Raw genomic sequence first — 17,211 nt, 5'->3', positions numbered from 1 at the left:
GCGTGATAATCCTCGCCCCTTGATTGGCGTTCTGCAAAGCTGCCTTCAGGGAATCATTGTGTGAGATGAGAGTTTCGATGAGCGACCGAAGCCTTCCGTTGATGTTGATGATCGGGCCCCTTTATATGCTGGGCCTCGGCGCTGCCTTGGCGCAGGACGTTCCCGGCATTGAGATCTGCACCGTCGAAAAGACGATGGAGAGGCGGACGAGTTGCTTGCAGAGCAACATCAATTTCCTGCAAACCTCCCTCAGCAGCCATGTCACCGATAGCAGGCAGAAAATCGATGCGGCCAACCGACAGATGCAGGTGCTCGAGAGTACAGTTGCGGAACTGAGGAAGGCGGTGGCTGAGCTTCAGGCGGCGAGCAAGAAACAGCCGCAGTCCCCGACCAACGAGGACGGAAAACATCCAGCGAAGGAGGAGGGAAAGTAGTTCAGGCGTCATTCCAGCCGCGGGCATCTGTCCCTTACCCGTTGTCAAGACGTGAAGTCAGGCAAATTGCTTTTGCAAATTTTGTGTCGATCGCACAAATGGCTGTAAAGGAACGGAGTACACCATGCCCTGGCTGCAGCCGGTCACGCTCGAAGGACCTCATGCGCGGCTCGAGCCGTTGTCGCAAGATCACCGCGAAGCTCTTGTTGACGCGGTCAAAGACGGCGAGATCTGGAAGATCTGGTACACTTTCGTTCCGGCGCCGGAGAAAATGGGGGCCGAGATCGAGCGGCGGCTTTCGCTGCAAGCAGCCGGAACCATGTTGCCCTTTACGGTAAGGGATGCCGAGGGACGAATCGCCGGTATGACGACCTACACGAACGTCGACTCTGCGAGCTGTCGCGTCGAGATCGGCGCGACCTGGTATGCGAAGCGCGTCCAGCGCACCGCCGTCAATACCCAGTGCAAACTGCTGCTGCTCACCCACGCGTTCGAAAAGCTGAACTGCATCGCTGTGGAATTCCGTACTCACGTTTTCAATCATGTCAGCCGACGTGGCATTGAGCGGCTCGGCGCCAAACAGGAGGGCACCCTGCGCGATCGTCAGATGTCGCCAAACGTGACGGTGCGGGACACCGTGGTCTACAGCATCCTTCCGGGAGAGTGGCCGAAAGTGAAGGCGCATCTCACCTACGAACTCAATGAAAAGCGTCGATAGTCCCGGCCGTCCCGCCGAGTGAGCGACTGCGGCGCGGGCATATAATGAGCATCACAATGATCTCCATTCTTGACGATCCCCTTGTCTCCACCGAATGGCTGGCCGCGCATCTTGGTGACGTCAAGGTCATCGATGCCTCGTTCAAGATGCCCGGCGTGCTACCGCTGGCTGTCGATGATTTTCACGCCACGCACATTCCCGGCGCGGTGTTCTTCGATGTTGATGCCGTATCGGATCGTGCGTCGCCACTTCCGCATATGTATCCGGATGCTGCGCAGTTCGCGCGTGATGTCGGCGCGCTAGGGATTTCCTCGAAAGATACAGTCGTTATTTATGACTTTGGAGGCTGGGTTGCCGCGCCGCGGGTGTGGTGGATGTTCCTGTCGTTCGGTCACGCCGATGTCCGGGTACTTGACGGCGGCCTGAAAAAATGGAGCGCGGAAGGCCGTCCGGTCGAATCCGGTAAAGTTTCGCCGAAGCCTGGCCATTTCAATGCGACCTTCGATCCGCTTTATGTGCGCGGTCAAGCTCAGCTCGTGAGCAACCTATCGTCGGGTCGCGAGCAGCTTGTCGATGCGCGCGCGGCTGGTCGTTTCACCGGCGCCGTAGCGGAGCCGAGAGCCGGGCTGCGTTCGGGTCACATCCCCGGCAGTCGCAACCTGCCGTACAACGAGCTGTTCGATCCTGGGACCGGCGTTATGAAACCGCTGGACGATATTCGTGCCGCGTTTACTCGCGTCGGGTTGGATTTGGCAAAGCCCGTCGTCACCACCTGCGGCTCGGGGGTTTCGGCCGCGGTGCTGACGCTTGCGCTTTACCGCCTGGGCGTGCGGGGCTCGGCGCTCTACGACGGGTCATGGTCGGAGTGGGGATTGAGTGAGGGTCCGCCGATCGCCACCGGACCTGTCTGAACAGACTCACTCCAATTCGAACGGCGACCCCGAAAGCACGGGCTGCGATGAACGATCTGACTGCCGGATCACACTGCGATGGTGATGTTTCTTAGCAGCACGCCGTGGTTTCGTGGACGATCGTTTGGTGGTGGGCGTCGCCGGATCGGCGACCTGCGTTTTCTGGATGGGACGGCTTGCCGGCAGGGGTGGCTTGGAATGCTCTCCGAACGGCGATGTCATCGTTTCCGTGACACCGGATGTTTTTCCGTCAGTTGAGGATGCGTCGCTTTTCGCGACCGCGGGTTTGACGGCCTCGCCTGCCTCGCCTGCCGTCTCGCTGCCTCGCGCTGGCTCCGATAGTTCTGGCGCGGCGGTATTGGCGGGAGGCGTCGTGTCCGCTATCGCTGGGACGGGCTCCGATTGTGGCGGAGAAGCTGCCGGCTCGTCAGTGTCGGCCGAAGCAGAAGGTGCGTCCGTGGCAGGAGGCGCATCGGCCGCGGTTTCCGGCTGCGCATCCAATATAGGCGTCACCGTGTGCTGTGCTTCGGCCTGGTTTGATTCCGGTGTGGCAGCTTCGGCGGCGGGTGGTGTATCGACCTGCAGCACCGCTAACGTGGGCTGTTCGGCCTCTTTCGATCCAAACGTAACTTCGGGTATCGGCTTGAGAGGCAGACTTGCGAACTCTTCGTGGGTTGCTCGCAGCAAAGCTGCGGCCCCCAGGCCGAAGATCAGCATTGAGATCGCCAGCACGACTGCAACGAATAGGGAACGAAAGCCGGGTAGCATGGGTGTGGTTGCGCCTTCCCCGCGCGTCTACGACGGTGATCGGGCCATCAGAACGCGATTGAACACACGCCTGATCGACAGGGGACACCGGCAGATCCGCCGAATCAGGGCCTATCGAGAATACCGCAAGGGACGCGGTCGTGCGCTCCAAAAATCCATCGCCACAATCGCCCGTCGAAAGTTTGCAGGAAATGGTGAGGCCTGGAAGACACGGTTCGCCACGATCTGGAATTATGACCGAATCGGGGAGGCTTTTGTCTGAATCGTCTTGAATGCGCCGCTATCCTGCGCGATGTGGCCGTTAACGATCCGGTGTCTTGTTGGATTTATACAAGGGCGATGATGATCAAACGCACTCTGACGGTTTTTGCGGCGATCGTAGCTGGCGCAGCGGGAACCTCGTTAGCCTCGGCGCAGGGATACCCACCCGCGCCAAGCCCGATCTATTCCACGCCGCCCTCTGCTTATCCGGATGAAGACGACCGTCGAAGTGGAGTTGATGCGGTTCCCGCTTTCGATCCGGTTGATGACCAATCGGCGCAGCGCGACAATTCTGCGGCGCTGACACCGCCCGGTCCGGTGATGTCGCCGGATGATCCGCGTTACGGCCGCGCCAGTTCTACGCCGGTCTATTCGACTCGTAACCTTCCGCCAGGCCCGGTGATGTCGCCCGAGGATCCTCGTTACGGGCAGCCCGGCCCCACGCAGTATCCAACTCCGACGCGTGCGCCGGAAACGGTCGCTTCGACCGGCGGAGCGACTGACGGCCTCACGCCGCCGGCTCCGGTGGGTGCGGACGGTAGGCCAACCCCAATGTCGGCACTGCCGCCGGACGAGCAGCCGGAGGCTGATCAGGGCGGTGAAAAACAGCTGGCGCCGAGACTACGCCGCACGGAAGTCACGTTCGCCACCAAAGAGCCGGCGGGCACCATCGTGGTCGATACGTCAAATACGCACCTGTATTACATTCTCGGTAATAATCGCGCGATCCGCTATGGCGTGCGCGTTGGCCGCGACGGCTTCACCTGGGCCGGCGTGCAGAAGATCAGCCGCAAGGCTGAGTGGCCGGACTGGCATCCGCCGACCGAAATGATCGAACGTCAGCCTTATCTGCCGCGCTTCATGGCGGGCGGTCCGGGCAATCCGTTGGGCGCGCGCGCCATGTATCTCGGTTCGACAGTATTTCGCATCCACGGCACCAATCAGCCTTCGACGATCGGCAAGTTCGTATCGTCAGGTTGCATCGGGATGCTCAACGAGGATGTGTCGGATCTCTTTGATCGTGTGAAGGTCGGCACGCGGGTTGTCGTGCTGCCCGGCGGTCCACCGCACACCGATACGACGGCCTCCACTCAGCCGGCTCCGGGATCGAGCGCGGCGCCGACTCCGCAGCCGCCGCAGACAGCGAGCTTGCCCGGAACCCAGCCAACCTCGGTGCCGCCGCTGCCGGCGCCGGTTACGATCCGATAGGCGCAGCGCTTAAGCCGCGCCTGCGTAACGGTTTTCCTGCGCGGCTCTCTTAGAGCTTTCCGCTTCTGACAGAGTCAGAAGCGTGGCTTTATGATTTTGATCTGACGTGTTTTCTTCACGCGAACCCATTCCTCCTCGGGTCAAGCCCGAGGACATGCTTCGCTCGAAACACTTTAATTCACCGCAGCGCGCGCACCCGTGCGCCCTTGAGCCACGCGGCGATGTTCCCGACCATCTCGATGTAATAATGCCCGTAGTTCGGCGTGATCTCGCAGCCGGGATGAGGCGTTCTTAAGTGCCTATCGCGCCTGCGTAGCGGATGATTGAGGTGCAGGACTTTCTGCGAGAAGGTATTCGGTCGGGGATCGGCGATCGGACGTTCCCTCGTCCTCGCTTCGGCGATCGACGCGGTCGTGTGCGATGTTGCGTGATGCCAACTGCGGATGCGCGGCCTACTCATTGGGCGCTCGCTCGCCGTGCTTGGCACGCCACGCGGGTCCGGGTCCGCGCATGTAATGCAGTTCGGGCCGGTAGGAGCTGAACGCGATCGCGGTGAATTCGCGCCATAACGCGCGAATGCCGTGAAGCTCTCCGCGCTGATGATCCTGTCTTTCGGTCCGGTTGGACGCTGACGCCGATACGCTGGTCGCCATGGTGTTACTGCCTTGTTAGGTCGCGAGCTTCCTGTTGGGAGGCCCGCGATGGCGCTGGTCTCGCTATCTTTCACGGATTCAATTAAAAAGCGGTTCGAATGAGACGAAACGGAGTATTTCTTCCGTCAACCTTTCTGCGTGGTTAAGGCAAGGTTGCCCTTTCGCCACCGCGCGGCTACATCAGCGGGCAGTAAACTTTCCAGAAAACGGTGCCCTCCTGCAATCCGAAGTTCGGCCCCTGCGATATATCAGCGACTTGGATTCTTTCGCCGCAAGGCGGGAGCGAACGTCTGAACACCGCCGCGACGCTTTCAGGAATCACCTTTAGGAATCACGCTTTCAGGGATCACGATGGCGCGCCAGTTCATCTACTTCATGCAGGGCTTGTCCAAAACTTACCCGCCGAACCGGAAGGTGCTGGATAACATCCACCTGTCGTTCTATCCGGACGCCAAGATCGGTGTGCTCGGCGTCAACGGCTCGGGTAAATCGACGCTGCTGAAGATCATGGCGGGGCTCGACAAGGACTACACGGGAGAAGCATGGGTCGCGGAAGGTGCCCGCGTCGGTTATCTCGAGCAGGAGCCGCAGCTCGATCCAGCCAAGACGGTGCGCGAAAACGTCATGGAGGGCGTCGCCAAGCAGAAGGCGATCCTCGATCGCTACAACGAACTGGCGATGAACTACTCCGACGAAACCGCCGACGAGATGACCAGGCTGCAGGATGAGATCGAGGCAGCGGGGTTGTGGGATCTCGACAGCAAGGTCGATCAGGCGATGGACGCACTGCGTTGCCCTCCCGATGATGCCGACGTGACGAAACTCTCCGGCGGCGAGCGCCGCCGCGTCGCGCTATGCAAGCTGCTGCTCGACCAGCCGGACCTCCTGCTGCTGGACGAACCGACCAACCATCTCGATGCTGAGTCGGTGTCGTGGCTCGAAAGCCATTTGCGCAATTATCCGGGCGCGATCCTGATCGTCACCCACGACCGCTACTTCCTCGACAACGTGACGGGATGGATCCTCGAACTCGATCGCGGCAAGGGTATTCCCTACGAGGGTAACTATTCGGCTTGGCTGAAGCAGAAGCAGAAGCGCCTCGAACAGGAAGGCCGCGAAGACGCCGCGCATCAGAAGACGCTGGCGCGCGAGCAGGAATGGATCGCCGCTTCGCCCAAGGCGCGGCAGGCGAAATCCAAGGCGCGGTACCAGCGCTACGAGGATCTGCTCAAGCAGGCCAGCGAGAAGCAGACGCAGACCGCGCAGATCACCATTCCCGTCGCCGAGCGTCTCGGCCAGAACGTGGTCGATTTCGAGGGCCTGAGCAAAGGGTTTGGCGACCGCGAACTGATCGAAGATCTGACCTTCAAGCTGCCGCCCGGAGGCATTGTCGGCGTGATCGGCGCCAACGGCGCCGGCAAAACCACGCTGTTCCGGATGATCACCAAGCAGGAGACGCCGGACAAGGGCACCATCACCATCGGGGAGAGCGTGCATCTTGGTTACGTCGATCAGTCGCGCGACAGCCTCGACGCGAAGAAGAATGTCTGGGAGGAGATTTCCGGAGGGAACGAACAGATCCTGCTCGGTAAGCGTGAGGTGAACTCGCGCGGCTACTGCTCGTCATTCAATTTCAAGGGCGCGGATCAGCAGAAGAAGGTAGGCAGTTTGTCGGGCGGCGAGCGTAACCGCGTGCATCTGGCCAAGATGCTGAAGTCCGGCGCCAACGTGCTGCTGCTCGACGAGCCGACCAACGATCTCGACGTCGATACGCTGCGTGCGCTGGAAGAGGCGCTCGAGGATTTTGCTGGCTGCGCCGTCATCATCAGCCACGACCGCTGGTTTCTCGATCGCATCGCCACGCATATCCTGGCCTTCGAAGGCGACAGCCACGTCGAATGGTTCGAGGGCAACTTCCAGGACTACGAGAAGGACAAGATGCGGCGGCTCGGTCAGGACAGCATCATCCCGCACCGCGTGAAGTACAAAAAGCTGACGCGGTGAGAAGTTCTTTGTATTTGAAATATTCGTTGCAGGATTGATTAACTTGCGCGCTTAAGCTGCTGTTGGGAAAAATCGCTGACAACGAATTTGATGTCAGGATTTCTCTCAGGTCCTATCTCATGCTGAGTAAGGCAAGTGGATGGCTCTACCTGGCGAAGCCATTCGTTTGTGTTGCATTTGGCGTAATGATCGTGTGGCTCACGGTGATGTCGCGGCGGGATGACGACGATGGCGAAACGCCCCGTAAGCCTGGTAATTCTTCGGAGCCGACAGTTACACTTATGCCGCGGAATGCGTCACCGCCGGTGTTCGGGAAACGCTAGCTGAAAGAAAGGGCGTGTCGGCGGGCAAGGAGTCCGCCGTTTCATGGAACCAAATCCGCCCGCCGATCATTGATGATCGCGGATATTCGGGGTCGTGGCGGCTGTGAGTCTGGATCTGGATGCAAGAGTGACGCCGCGGATAGCCGGAGGTTTCGGCGACGGGGCGATGGCAGCGGCGGTCATCGCCGCCCTTGTAATCTGCGGACTGTATGTCGGTCGTGAGATTTTCGTCCCCATCGCGCTGGCTGTGCTCTTGAGCTTCGTGCTTGCCCCGCTGGTGGAAATTCTCGAGCGATGGCATTTCCCGCGTGCCGCCAGCGTTCCCCTGGTGGTCGTGATCGCCTTTGTCGCGATCTTCGCGCTAGGCAGCCTGATCGCGAACGAAATCAGGCATCTGGCCGAGGGCTTGCCCCGATATCAGCAGACCATGCAGCAGAAAATCCAGTCGCTGCGAGCATTGACGTCAACAGTTGCGCTCGATCGTGCCGCGGATATTCTTCAGACTCTCGGCAAGGAAATCAACGTACCGCAGACTCCGTCGCCGTCGCCTCTGTCCGAAACGCCCGGCGAGGCCAAGCCCATCCCGGTCGAGGTGCGTTCTCCGCCGCCATCCGCTCTAGAGAGCATCCTGGCGCTCATCAGCCCCCTGCTGCATCCATTGGCGACGGTAGGTGTGGTGATCGTGTTCGTGGTCTTCATCCTGTTTCAGCGGGAGGATCTGCGTAACCGCGTCATCAAGCTCGCGGGCTCGAACGATTTGCAGTCCGCGACCGCGGCGATCGATGACGCGGCCGGTCGCCTCAGTCGTTTCTTTCTGATGCAGGTTGCGCTCAACACCAGCTTCGGCGTGTTGGTGGGCATAGGCCTTCTGGTGATAGGCGTTCCCAGCGCGATCCTCTGGGGGATCCTGGCTGCGATCATGCGGTTCGTACCCTATGTCGGCGTTTTTATCGCGGCGTTCTTTCCGTTGACGCTGTCTGTGGCGGTCGATCCGGGCTGGTCGATGTTGCTATGGGCCGGCGCGATCATTTTCCTGACGGAGCTTGTGATCGGTCAGGTGTTTGAGCCTTTGCTCGTCGGGCACAGCAGCGGATTGTCCCCGGTGGCCGTTGTTGCCTCGGCGACATTCTGGACTGCGCTGTGGGGACCGATCGGTCTTGTCCTTGCGACGCCATTGACGGTCTGCCTGGTCGTGCTGGGCCGCCATGTCGAGCATCTCAGGTTTCTCGATATCCTTCTCGGCGATCGTCCGGCGTTGTCTCCGCCGGAACTGTTCTATCAGCGGATGTTGGCCAACGATCCGGCGGAGGCCGCGGACACGGCCGAAGAGTTCTTGAAAGAGGGCTCGCTCGCCGAATACTACGAAACCGTTGCGCTGAATGGATTGATGCTGGCGCAGGCCGACCTCAGGCGCGATCGTCTGTCGCCGGACCGTCTGGCTGAAATCAGGGACAGCGTCGCCGAGGTCATCGACGGACTGGCTTCGGAATTCGATGACGCGATGGCAAGCCGCCACCCGAAGAACGGAGCCCCCACTGATGCAGCGGACGTAGCGGCGGGTGCGCCGATGCCGGAGCTGCCGTTCATCATCCGCGAAGGGCTGCCCTTGGAGTGGCAGGCCGAACATCCCGTGCTCTGCGTCGCGCAGCGCAGCGATCTCGACGAAGCGGCTGCGATGTTTCTGGCTGAGATCTTGTCGAAACACGGTCTTGGGGCGCGAGCCGCCAGGAAAGAGGAGACGTCGCCGAGCGGGATCTTCCAGCTTGACGCCTCGGGCGTGATGCTCGTGTGCATCTCGACGCTCGATGACGGCGGCGCGGCGCAAACGCGTCATCTGCTGCGCAAGCTTCGCCGCAAGATGCCGCGGGTACGCATCCTGGTTTGTTGCTGGGGATGCACCAACAGCGGATTGACGAAAGACCACCTCAAGGCCGACGCCGTCGCAGACAATCTGGGGGAAGCCGCCGCTTATTGTCTGTCGCTGGTCGACCAAACGGCCGCACACGATATTATACACAAGGATGCTGCTCGCTCGCGGGAGCCTGGACCGCAGATCCCGCCAAAGCAGACCGACGGGAGTGCCGATCGCCGGGGCGCTCCGCTGCGCACATCTTCCTTCCGTGATAGGCGTTGATCGCCGATCTCGGTTGATGTCGAAAAGGAGGAGCTGTAGACGCGATGGATGATTGGAGCGCCCAGCAATATCTGAAATTCGAGGACGAGCGAACGCGGCCGTCCCGCGATCTGTTGGCTCAGGTTTCCCTCAGCGCGCCGCGCAAGGCCGTCGATATCGGCTGCGGTCCTGGTAATTCCACCGAATTGCTGGTCGAGCGCTGGCCGCAGACCGAGATCATCGGGATCGATACATCCGCCGACATGCTGCGGCAGGCGCGCAACCGGCTGCCAGGACACACATTTATCGAAGCCAACGTCGCGCATTGGGTCCCGCCGGCGAACACCGACCTACTGTTTGCCAATGCGATCTTCCAGTGGGTGCCGGATCATCTGTCTCAGTTGCAGCGACTGTTGAGCGTACTTCCGGCAGGTGCCGTGTTAGCTCTGCAAATGCCCGATAACCTCGATGAGCCAAGTCATGTGATGATGCGCGAGGTGGCTCATTCGGGACCGTGGCGAGAAAGACTTGCGGACGCCGCGCGGGCGAAAGACCTGCTGGCGCGGCCCGGAGCTTACTACGATGCATTGCAGCCGTTGTGCGAACGCATCGAGATCTGGCACACGATTTATAACCATATCCTTGAAGACACCACGGCAATCGTCGAATGGGTCAAGGGTACGGGATTACGGCCGTTCCTCGGTCCGCTGGAGCCGATAGAAAGGAAGGAGTTCCTGCGTGAATATTCCGCGCGTATCGCTGCCGCTTATCCGCTGCAGGCGGACGGCAAGGTGCTGCTGCGGTTCCCGCGCATTTTCGTGGTAGCGATCAAATAGGTTGTGGTTTTGAGCAAGTCAGGCCGGAGCGCTCGCGTTGCATTTTGTCGCGGCCGGACGTCTCGATTCTATCACAGGGAATCGAATAAAACGCTCTTCCGTCACGACGAGAGCCATGATGTCCCCGATGCCTGAATCTCCGGCCCCGAAGGTCACTGCCCTTCGCCCGCTTCCGATGTTGATCTTTTCCTCGCGCTGGCTTCAGCTTCCGCTTTATATTGGCCTGATCATTGCCCAAGGGGTTTATGTCGTCCTGTTTCTGAAGGAACTGTGGCATCTCATCGGGCACTCTTTCGACTTTTCCGAACAGCAGATCATGCTGGTTGTGCTTGGCCTCATCGATGTGGTGATGATCTCGAATCTTCTGGTGATGGTCATTGTCGGCGGCTACGAGACGTTCGTGTCGCGGCTCAATCTCAAAGGCCATCCCGACGAGCCGGAGTGGCTGGGCCATGTCAACGCCAGCGTTCTCAAGATCAAGCTCGCGATGGCGATCATCGGCATCTCGTCGATCCATCTCTTGCGGACCTTCATCGCGGCCGGAAACCTTGGGACCGAGCGCGCCATGAGTTATACCCAGACTGGCGTGATGTGGCAGACCATCATCCACGTCGTGTTCATCTTTTCGGCAATCGGCATTGCGCTTGCGGATCGTATCGCGAATGAAGGGAACGGATCGAACGGCGAGGCGAGGCACTAGCATGGCGGCGACCGTCGTGGACATCCTGCGACGGCTGCAGTTTGCGATCGTGATCCTGTTGGCGCTCATCCTTGGAGACGCCGTGCCGCCGGTGCACGCGGCGGACGACGGCTTCACGCGTTTCCTCGCCGCGGTCTGGCCGGAGGCGCAGCAGGCAGGCGTTTCGCGCGCGACGTTCGATTCCGTCACAGCCGGACTCGAGCCTGACTATAAGCTGCCCGACCTCATCCTGCCCGGTCGGCCCGCGACTGGTGCGCCGTCGCAGGCGGAATTCGTTCAGGTGCCGGCGGATTATCTCAAGGAGAGCAGCATCGCGCGGCTGGCGGCTGAAGGGCAGCGGCTGATGCGGAAAAACGAATCGACATTGGACGCGATCGAAAAGCGTTTCGGCGTACCCGCCACCATCATCCTTGCGATCTGGGGCCGGGAAACCGATTACGGTCGCTACACCCTGCCTTATGATGCGATGCGCGTGCTGGCGACCCAGGCTTATGTCGGCCGCCGCAAGGACCAGTATCGTAACGAATTCATCGAAGGACTGCTGCTGCTGCAGCGCGGTGCTGTCTCGCGCAAGAATTTCCGCGCGTCGTGGGGCGGGGCCACCGGGCTGACTCAGTTCCTGCCGTCCGAGCTTGCTAAGCATGGCGTCGATTTTGATGGCGACGGCCGCATCGACATCTGGTCCTCGGTGCCCGATGCGTTGGCCTCGGCCGCGCAGCAACTTGTCAACAAGGGCTGGCAGCCGGGACTGCGCTGGGCCTACGAGGTACGCGCACCGGAGAACGCCGATTGCACGGAAGGTGTGCCCGAGGTGAGGAAGCCGATCGATAAATGGCTGCGCGAGGGGTTCTTACCAGTGCGCGGACAAAAGCTGACCGCAGTTGAGCGGGAACAGTCGGCGTCGTTGCTGCAACCCGAGGGCAGTCATGGCCCGTCGTTCCTGACCACGGCGAACTACTTCGTCATCAAGGAATACAATTTTTCCGATCTCTATGTCCTGTTCGTCGGCCATCTCGCCGACCGCATGACCAGTCCGTTGCCTTTTGCGACACCGTGGTCGGCCTCGACGCAACTGCGCAGCCGCGACGTCGAGGCAATGCAGCGCCATTTGACGCGGCTCGGTTTGTACAAGGACAAGATCGACGGCAAGGCCGGGATGCTGACGCGAGGGGCGCTCGGCGCCTATCAGAAGTCCGCTGGCCTCAAGGTGGACTGCTGGCCCAGCGACGGGGTGCTGCGCGCGATGAATGCGGCGCGCTGAAATCATCGCGCCACCAACGGAAACCCGGCCGCGCCGCCGGGTTTCTCAGATCGGATTATCCGAACAATCGGATCAGTCGCACACCTGGACGCGACGGAAACGCCAGCCATATCCGTCCCAGAACCTCTCCCGCACCATTTGGCATGGCGGCCCGTCCACATAGGCCGGTGGAGGCGCGGCGTAGACTGGAGCCGGTGCGGCGTAGGCCGGAGGACTGTTCGCAATTGCGCCACCGATAATGGCGCCGGCCGCCAGACCGCCGAGAACGCCGGCTGCCACCGCTCCTCCGTTGCGAGCCTCTGCCTGCGGAGCCGTCGCTACTGAACCAGCCGCAACCGTCACAGCCGCGAGGATGGCAAAAACTGTTTTCTTCATCTTTCAAATCTCTCCTGAGGGATCGCGCCGCGGTCGGCGCAGGGTTCAAGGCTACTCGTAATGCCGTCGTTCAAGCCGGCTGTTTCACCTGGTCAACCTACGCAGGTCGGTCGCTGGGAAAAGCGGCTTTTTCAGGTTATCGCGCGGGATTCCGGGAAAACACCAACAATATGAACCGGAGTCGTTCATCAGACGAGATCAGCCGCACACCCGGACATTCCGGAGCCGCCAACCGAAGCCATCCCAAAAACGCTGCCTTTGCCAATAGCAGCCGGGGGTTGCGACATATCCCGGACCGTAATAGCCGTAGCCGGGTCCATAGTATCCCGGGCCGCCATAATAATAACCGGGACCATAATATCCCGGACCGGCCAGCGCTCCGCCGACGATCGCGCCGCCGATCAGTCCGCCGGCGACCCCTGCTGCGATGCCGCCGCCGCCGGCCTCGGCTGCTTGAGGTGCGGCCACCGCTGTGACCATGGCAACCGTGGCCAATGCCATCAATGTTCTTTTCATGGCCTCACCTTTCTCATCAATCGATACCGCAGTGCATCTGTCGAACGAAGATTCCCACAGCCGGTTTGAACGATCAATGAACGAAGTGACTGAATCCCGCCACGATGCGGACCTAAGTGTGACGATTAAATGATGAATATCAAAATGTTATGGCGATTCTGGAACTGCCGCCCGCGGCGGCTTTTCGGACAACTTGGAATAGTTTGAAATAGCGGGTTTTCCCTTTGCGTTTCGCGAGGCGGTCCAACAATATCGGCCCGTTCGCGTGTGGCAATTGGGTTCCGTTTTCATGATTGTGTGTTCTTGTAACGTACTAACCGATCACGACGTCCGCTCTGCCGTGACGGGAACAGACGACCTGCGGCGCTCGCCGAAGCAGGTTTACGGATGTCTCGGATGCAGCGCGGAATGCGGACGGTGTGCCCGGACGATCAGGACCATCATCAAGGAAGCGCTCGGCGCCTGCGCCCGGCGATGTTGCGACGGGTGTCCCCACTCTGCGATGGAAGCAGAAGTCGAACAAACTCACACCGAAATCACTCTTTGACCTTCTGGATAGCGGCATTTGGATAGCAGCCCAGCATTTTTGGGGGGTTGTCGCGCGGCCGAATCTCATTTAGAAGTATTCTAAATTAGGAAAAAGCGGGCGATAGTCGGCCGCCGGCTTTAAAGCACAGACAACAGGAGCTGCTTCATGAAGGGCGACCCGAAGGTTATCGACTACCTGAACAAAGCGCTCCGCCACGAACTAACGGCGGTCAACCAGTATTGGTTGCATTACCGGCTGCTGGATAACTGGGGCATCAAGGATCTCGCGAAAAAATGGCGCGCGGAGTCCATTGAGGAAATGGAGCATGCCGACAAGTTGATCGACCGCATCATCTTCCTCGACGGGTTCCCGAACATGCAGGTGCTTGATCCCCTGCACATCGGCCAGAACGTCGGCGAGGTGATGGATTGCGATCTCAAGGCGGAGTATTCGGCCCGTGCTCTCTATGAAGAGGCGGCGACGCATTGCCACGCGGTGAAGGACTACGTCACCCGCGACATCTTCGAGAAGCTGATGAAGGACGAGGAAAGCCATATCGACTTCCTCGAAACCCAGATCGATCTTATCAAGAAGATCGGCGTCGAGCTCTATTCGCAGAAGCACATCGGCGAAATGGATCACGATTGATCCTCATTCGGTTCTCCATCGCAAAAGTCGGCGTCGTTGCGCGCCGGCTTTTTGCGTTTCTATGGATACGCAAGAGCTTTTCCGCTTGAGGGATCTTGAAGCGGGCCTTTACGATTCTGATCGAGGCGTTCCTCACGCGAAGAGGCCCCTAGATAATAGCTCTCGCTAGCTAGCCAGCCGGATCGTGCTTCACCGCCCACAGAGCGAAGGCGTAGGCGAGGGCGATCTCGTCGAGCCGGTTAAAGCGGCCGGACGCGCCGCCGTGTCCCGCGCCCATGTTAGTTCGCAACAGAACAGGCCCACCTGACGTCATGGTGGCGCGCAACCTTGCGATCCATTTCGCCGGCTCCCAATAGGTGACGCGCGGATCGGTCAGCCCGCCCATAGCGAGAATCGCCGGATAGTCTTTCGCCGCGACATTCTCGTAAGGCGAGTAGGACAGGATGGTGCGGAAATCCTTCTCGCTCTCGATGGGGTTGCCCCATTCCGGCCATTCCGGCGGGGTCAGCGGCAGCGTGTCGTCGAGCATGGTGTTGAGCACGTCGACGAACGGCACTTCCGCGACGAGGCCGGCGAACAACTCGCCTGCGCGGTTGGCGACCGCACCCATCAGCATGCCCCCGGCGCTGCCGCCGTGGCCGACGATGTTTTTGGCTGACGTATAGTTCGCCGCGATCACCGCGCGGGCACAGGCGGCGAAATCGTCGAAGCTGTTGGTTTTCTTCTCGCGCTTGCCGTCGAGATACCAGCCCCAGCCCTTGTCCGCGCCGCCGCGGATGTGCGCGATGGCATAGACAAAACCGCGGTCAACCAGTGACAGCCGGTTGGCCGAGAACGACGCCGGCATCGCGTGACCGTAGGAGCCGTAGCCGTAGAGCAGCAGCGGCGCGCGGCCATCCTGCGCGAAATCCTTGCGATGCAGGATCGAGACCGGCACGTCGGCGCCGTCGTTCGCCTTGGCCATGATGCGGGTGGTGACATAGTCCGCAGGATCATGCCCTGACGGAATCTCTTGACGCTTGCGTAAGGTTCGCGAGCGGCTCGCCATGTCGTAATCGAACACCTCGGAAGGCGTCGTCATCGACGAATAGCTGAAGCGCAAGGTTGTGGTGTCGAACTCGTAGCCGCCATGGGTATCGAGCGAATAGGCGGCCTCGTCGAAGGCGATTGCGTGCTCATTTCCGGTCGCCAGATCGCGGACGACGATCGACGGCAGCGCGTTGGCGCGCTCGAGCCGTACCATGTGGCCGGAATAAAGTTCGAGATCGAGCACATAGGTTCCGGGACAATACGGGATCAGGTCGCGCCAGTGCGCGCGGTCCGGCTCTGAGAGCGGCGCGGTCATGATCTTGAAGTCAATCGCGCCGTCGGCGTTTGTGAGGATGAACAGTTCGTCGTTGCGATCGGCGATGGAATACTGAACGCCGATCTCGCGCACTGCGATCACGCGCGGTGCGGCCTGGGGCGCGGCGAGGTCGATCAGCCGCTGTTCGGACGTTTCATGATCGCCGCCGGCAATCACGCAGAAGCGGCCGCTCGCGCTCTCATGAATATGCGTGAACCAACCGATGTCCTGTTCTTCGTAAATCAGCACGTCATCCGATTGCGGTGTACCGAGCTGGTGGCGGTAGACCTGCATCGGGCGATGATTGTCGTCGAGCTTGACGTAATAGAACGCGCGTGAGTCCGCGCTCCACACCACGCCGCCATCGGTTTCCTCGATGACATCGGCGAGATCGGCGCCGCTGTCCCAGTCGCGGATACGGATCGTAAAATATTCCGAGCCGCGATCGTCGGCGCTCCACGCTTCCAGGCGATGATCCGGAGAATGACGGGCTTCGCCAAGCTGAAAAAATTCTTTGTTTTCTGCAAGCGCATCGCCATCGATAAGAAAACGGGCGTCGCCGCCGTGGCGCGGCTGCCGGCCGATCATTCGGTGCTGGCCGCCCTCCCGGTATTTCGTGAAATAGGCAAATGGCCCGTCAGGGGAGGGGACAGTGGAATCGTCCTCCTTGATGCGGCCGCGCATTTCAGCGACGAGCTGCTTTTGCATCGGCTCGGTCTGCGCCAGCACGGCGTTCGAATAGGCATTCTCAGCCTCAAGGTGGGCGCGGATCTCCGGCACAAGCAACGAAGGTTCGCGAAGCACCTGCTGCCAGTTCGCATCTTTCAGCCAGGCGTAGTCATCCGTCAGGGCGATGCCGTGGTGCGTATAGCTATGTGAGTGGCGGTCGGCTTTCGGAGGTGTCGGTATTGATGTCATGAAAAAAGGCGCCTGGTCGAAGCGCAGGCTGAGCGTGCGCGAGAACTGAACGTTATATTTTCGTTCATAGGAGGGCGCGCGCGCAACGGCAAGCCGGTGTGTCTCGAAAGTCCGATTTGATGCGGTGTTGGTAACCAGACGCGTCTATCATTCCGCCAAGATCAGCCGTGATCGGGCACGTCGAGTCCCATGGTCGTATACTGCCGTATCTTGTTGCGCAGCGTACGTACCGATACGCCCAGTACTCTTGCTGCGCGCGTGCGGTTGCCATCGCAACGCGCCAGCGTTTGCAGCACGAGCTCCCGTTCGATTTCGTCGACCGTGGAGCCGACCAGCAGCGGAATCACTGCGTCCGGCGTGAGCGCAGCCTGATCCTGTATCGAACCCTGGTCTCTGATCTGAAAATCTTGGTTCATCGGTCCCTCCCCGAAGTGCGGCTGGCGTCCAGCCGACGGATTGAGACCCCCATCCCGGCGACAAGGCTGGAGTGATATGGTTACCAGATCATTAACAATCCTGGATTCGTCGGAATTCCTCATAAAACAACGGGAAAACTACCGATCCTGCGCCAAAATGCGCGTAACAGTTGAATGTTAAATTTGGAGCGATGCTAACGCGAAGTGTATTTCCGGCCATCGCAATTGCCGATTGCGACGTGCTCAGCGGGGGCGGGATCGATTCGCCGGTTG

At 60.3% G+C, this 17,211-nt stretch carries 18 protein-coding genes; 11 read left to right on the top strand and 7 right to left on the bottom strand.

Annotation, left to right across the window (positions count from 1 at the left end):
- Positions 1–77: 77 nt before the first annotated feature.
- The 3 genes from ACM561_RS14810 (at position 78) to sseA (ending at position 2,063) form a co-directional block, all read left to right on the top strand.
- Positions 78–434 carry a hypothetical protein gene (locus ACM561_RS14810; protein ID WP_425905985.1) on the top strand — a complete coding sequence of 119 codons (357 nt, stop codon included), beginning with the start codon at positions 78–80 and terminating at the stop codon, positions 432–434.
- Positions 435–558: 124 nt separating this feature from the next.
- A complete protein-coding gene (locus tag ACM561_RS14805) occupies positions 559–1,152 on the top strand; it encodes a GNAT family N-acetyltransferase (protein ID WP_425905984.1) in 594 nt (197 codons plus the stop codon).
- 56 nt (positions 1,153–1,208) lie between these two features.
- The gene (gene sseA / locus ACM561_RS14800; protein ID WP_425905983.1) at positions 1,209–2,063 is read left to right on the top strand and encodes a 3-mercaptopyruvate sulfurtransferase; all 855 of its coding nucleotides are present in this window, start codon (positions 1,209–1,211) and stop codon (positions 2,061–2,063) included.
- A 6-nt stretch (positions 2,064–2,069) separates the two neighbouring features.
- On the opposite strand, the gene ACM561_RS14795 is transcribed toward sseA, so the two are convergent.
- Positions 2,070–2,780 (bottom strand): hypothetical protein, encoded by a 711-nt coding sequence (locus tag ACM561_RS14795; protein WP_425905982.1) that lies wholly within the window; start codon positions 2,778–2,780, stop codon positions 2,070–2,072.
- Positions 2,781–3,170: 390 nt separating this feature from the next.
- Here ACM561_RS14795 and ACM561_RS14790 point away from each other — a divergent pair, with 390 nt between their 5' ends.
- Positions 3,171–4,301, top strand: a complete 1,131-nt coding sequence (locus ACM561_RS14790) for a L,D-transpeptidase family protein (protein ID WP_425905980.1) — start codon at positions 3,171–3,173, stop codon at positions 4,299–4,301.
- Between the two features lie 178 nt (positions 4,302–4,479).
- Here ACM561_RS14790 and ACM561_RS14785 read toward each other — a convergent pair whose 3' ends face one another.
- Both ACM561_RS14785 and ACM561_RS14780 read right to left on the bottom strand, forming a co-directional pair.
- Positions 4,480–4,761 carry a hypothetical protein gene (locus ACM561_RS14785; protein ID WP_425905978.1) on the bottom strand — a complete coding sequence of 94 codons (282 nt, stop codon included), beginning with the start codon at positions 4,759–4,761 and terminating at the stop codon, positions 4,480–4,482.
- On the bottom strand, positions 4,754–4,954 hold the full coding sequence (locus tag ACM561_RS14780; RefSeq protein ID WP_425905977.1) for a hypothetical protein: 201 nt from the start codon (positions 4,952–4,954) through the stop codon (positions 4,754–4,756). Before ACM561_RS14780 ends, ACM561_RS14785 begins: the two co-directional genes overlap by 8 nt.
- 351 nt (positions 4,955–5,305) lie before the next feature.
- On the opposite strand from ACM561_RS14780, the gene ettA reads away from it, so the two are divergent.
- From ettA to ACM561_RS14755, 5 genes are all read left to right on the top strand, one after another.
- Positions 5,306–6,958 (top strand): energy-dependent translational throttle protein EttA, encoded by a 1,653-nt coding sequence (gene ettA / locus ACM561_RS14775; protein ID WP_425905976.1) that lies wholly within the window; start codon positions 5,306–5,308, stop codon positions 6,956–6,958.
- A gap of 426 nt (positions 6,959–7,384) precedes the next feature.
- Complete coding sequence (locus ACM561_RS14770) at positions 7,385–9,415, top strand: AI-2E family transporter (RefSeq protein ID WP_425909766.1); 2,031 nt, start codon at positions 7,385–7,387, stop codon at positions 9,413–9,415.
- Between the two features lie 44 nt (positions 9,416–9,459).
- A complete protein-coding gene (gene tam / locus ACM561_RS14765; RefSeq protein WP_425905975.1) occupies positions 9,460–10,230 on the top strand; it encodes a trans-aconitate 2-methyltransferase in 771 nt (256 codons plus the stop codon).
- A gap of 118 nt (positions 10,231–10,348) precedes the next feature.
- Complete coding sequence (locus tag ACM561_RS14760) at positions 10,349–10,930, top strand: TIGR00645 family protein (protein WP_425905974.1); 582 nt, start codon at positions 10,349–10,351, stop codon at positions 10,928–10,930.
- Position 10,931: 1 nt separating this feature from the next.
- Positions 10,932–12,191 (top strand): lytic murein transglycosylase, encoded by a 1,260-nt coding sequence (locus ACM561_RS14755; RefSeq protein ID WP_425905973.1) that lies wholly within the window; start codon positions 10,932–10,934, stop codon positions 12,189–12,191.
- A gap of 72 nt (positions 12,192–12,263) precedes the next feature.
- Here the strand turns inward: ACM561_RS14755 and ACM561_RS14750 are convergent, their stop codons facing one another.
- Positions 12,264–12,566: a hypothetical protein gene (locus ACM561_RS14750; protein ID WP_425905972.1), complete on the bottom strand. Its 303-nt coding sequence runs from the start codon at positions 12,564–12,566 to the stop codon at positions 12,264–12,266.
- A 198-nt stretch (positions 12,567–12,764) separates the two neighbouring features.
- Positions 12,765–13,082, bottom strand: coding sequence for a hypothetical protein (locus tag ACM561_RS14745; RefSeq protein ID WP_425905971.1), 318 nt, complete (start codon positions 13,080–13,082; stop codon positions 12,765–12,767).
- A 289-nt stretch (positions 13,083–13,371) separates the two neighbouring features.
- Here ACM561_RS14745 and ACM561_RS14740 point away from each other — a divergent pair, with 289 nt between their 5' ends.
- Together ACM561_RS14740 and bfr are read left to right on the top strand one after the other, a co-directional pair.
- Positions 13,372–13,629 carry a (2Fe-2S)-binding protein gene (locus ACM561_RS14740; RefSeq protein WP_425905970.1) on the top strand — a complete coding sequence of 86 codons (258 nt, stop codon included), beginning with the start codon at positions 13,372–13,374 and terminating at the stop codon, positions 13,627–13,629.
- Between the two features lie 147 nt (positions 13,630–13,776).
- Positions 13,777–14,259, top strand: a complete 483-nt coding sequence (bfr, locus tag ACM561_RS14735; protein WP_079447515.1) for a bacterioferritin — start codon at positions 13,777–13,779, stop codon at positions 14,257–14,259.
- A gap of 169 nt (positions 14,260–14,428) precedes the next feature.
- Here the strand turns inward: bfr and ACM561_RS14730 are convergent, their stop codons facing one another.
- Together ACM561_RS14730 and ACM561_RS14725 are read right to left on the bottom strand one after the other, a co-directional pair.
- The gene (locus ACM561_RS14730) at positions 14,429–16,522 is read right to left on the bottom strand and encodes a S9 family peptidase (protein WP_425905967.1); all 2,094 of its coding nucleotides are present in this window, start codon (positions 16,520–16,522) and stop codon (positions 14,429–14,431) included.
- 161 nt (positions 16,523–16,683) lie between these two features.
- Positions 16,684–16,938: a helix-turn-helix domain-containing protein gene (locus tag ACM561_RS14725; RefSeq protein ID WP_425905965.1), complete on the bottom strand. Its 255-nt coding sequence runs from the start codon at positions 16,936–16,938 to the stop codon at positions 16,684–16,686.
- Positions 16,939–17,211: the final 273 nt, after the last annotated feature.

The organism is Nitrobacter sp. TKz-YC02 (assembly GCF_049852135.1).
In the GTDB taxonomy this organism is placed as follows: domain Bacteria; phylum Pseudomonadota; class Alphaproteobacteria; order Rhizobiales; family Xanthobacteraceae; genus Nitrobacter; species Nitrobacter vulgaris.
This window is presented reverse-complemented; position numbering and strand designations above follow the sequence as displayed.

Bases quoted from the DNA above. Each gene is read 5' to 3' on its own strand.
- ACM561_RS14790 (WP_425905980.1), top strand. From the start codon at position 3,171: ATGATGATCAAACGCACTCTGACGGTTTTTGCGGCGATCGTAGCTGGC.
- ACM561_RS14780 (WP_425905977.1), bottom strand. From the start codon at position 4,954: ATGGCGACCAGCGTATCGGCGTCAGCGTCCAACCGGACCGAAAGACAG.
- ACM561_RS14760 (WP_425905974.1), top strand. From the start codon at position 10,349: ATGTCCCCGATGCCTGAATCTCCGGCCCCGAAGGTCACTGCCCTTCGC.
- ACM561_RS14785 (WP_425905978.1), bottom strand. From the start codon at position 4,761: ATGAGTAGGCCGCGCATCCGCAGTTGGCATCACGCAACATCGCACACG.
- ACM561_RS14730 (WP_425905967.1), bottom strand. From the start codon at position 16,522: ATGACATCAATACCGACACCTCCGAAAGCCGACCGCCACTCACATAGC.
- bfr (WP_079447515.1), top strand. From the start codon at position 13,777: ATGAAGGGCGACCCGAAGGTTATCGACTACCTGAACAAAGCGCTCCGC.
- ACM561_RS14805 (WP_425905984.1), top strand. From the start codon at position 559: ATGCCCTGGCTGCAGCCGGTCACGCTCGAAGGACCTCATGCGCGGCTC.
- ACM561_RS14740 (WP_425905970.1), top strand. From the start codon at position 13,372: ATGATTGTGTGTTCTTGTAACGTACTAACCGATCACGACGTCCGCTCT.
- ACM561_RS14795 (WP_425905982.1), bottom strand. From the start codon at position 2,780: ATGCTGATCTTCGGCCTGGGGGCCGCAGCTTTGCTGCGAGCAACCCAC.
- ACM561_RS14810 (WP_425905985.1), top strand. From the start codon at position 78: ATGAGCGACCGAAGCCTTCCGTTGATGTTGATGATCGGGCCCCTTTAT.
- tam (WP_425905975.1), top strand. From the start codon at position 9,460: ATGGATGATTGGAGCGCCCAGCAATATCTGAAATTCGAGGACGAGCGA.
- ACM561_RS14745 (WP_425905971.1), bottom strand. From the start codon at position 13,082: ATGAAAAGAACATTGATGGCATTGGCCACGGTTGCCATGGTCACAGCG.
- ACM561_RS14750 (WP_425905972.1), bottom strand. From the start codon at position 12,566: ATGAAGAAAACAGTTTTTGCCATCCTCGCGGCTGTGACGGTTGCGGCT.
- sseA (WP_425905983.1), top strand. From the start codon at position 1,209: ATGATCTCCATTCTTGACGATCCCCTTGTCTCCACCGAATGGCTGGCC.
- ettA (WP_425905976.1), top strand. From the start codon at position 5,306: ATGGCGCGCCAGTTCATCTACTTCATGCAGGGCTTGTCCAAAACTTAC.
- ACM561_RS14725 (WP_425905965.1), bottom strand. From the start codon at position 16,938: ATGAACCAAGATTTTCAGATCAGAGACCAGGGTTCGATACAGGATCAG.
- ACM561_RS14755 (WP_425905973.1), top strand. From the start codon at position 10,932: ATGGCGGCGACCGTCGTGGACATCCTGCGACGGCTGCAGTTTGCGATC.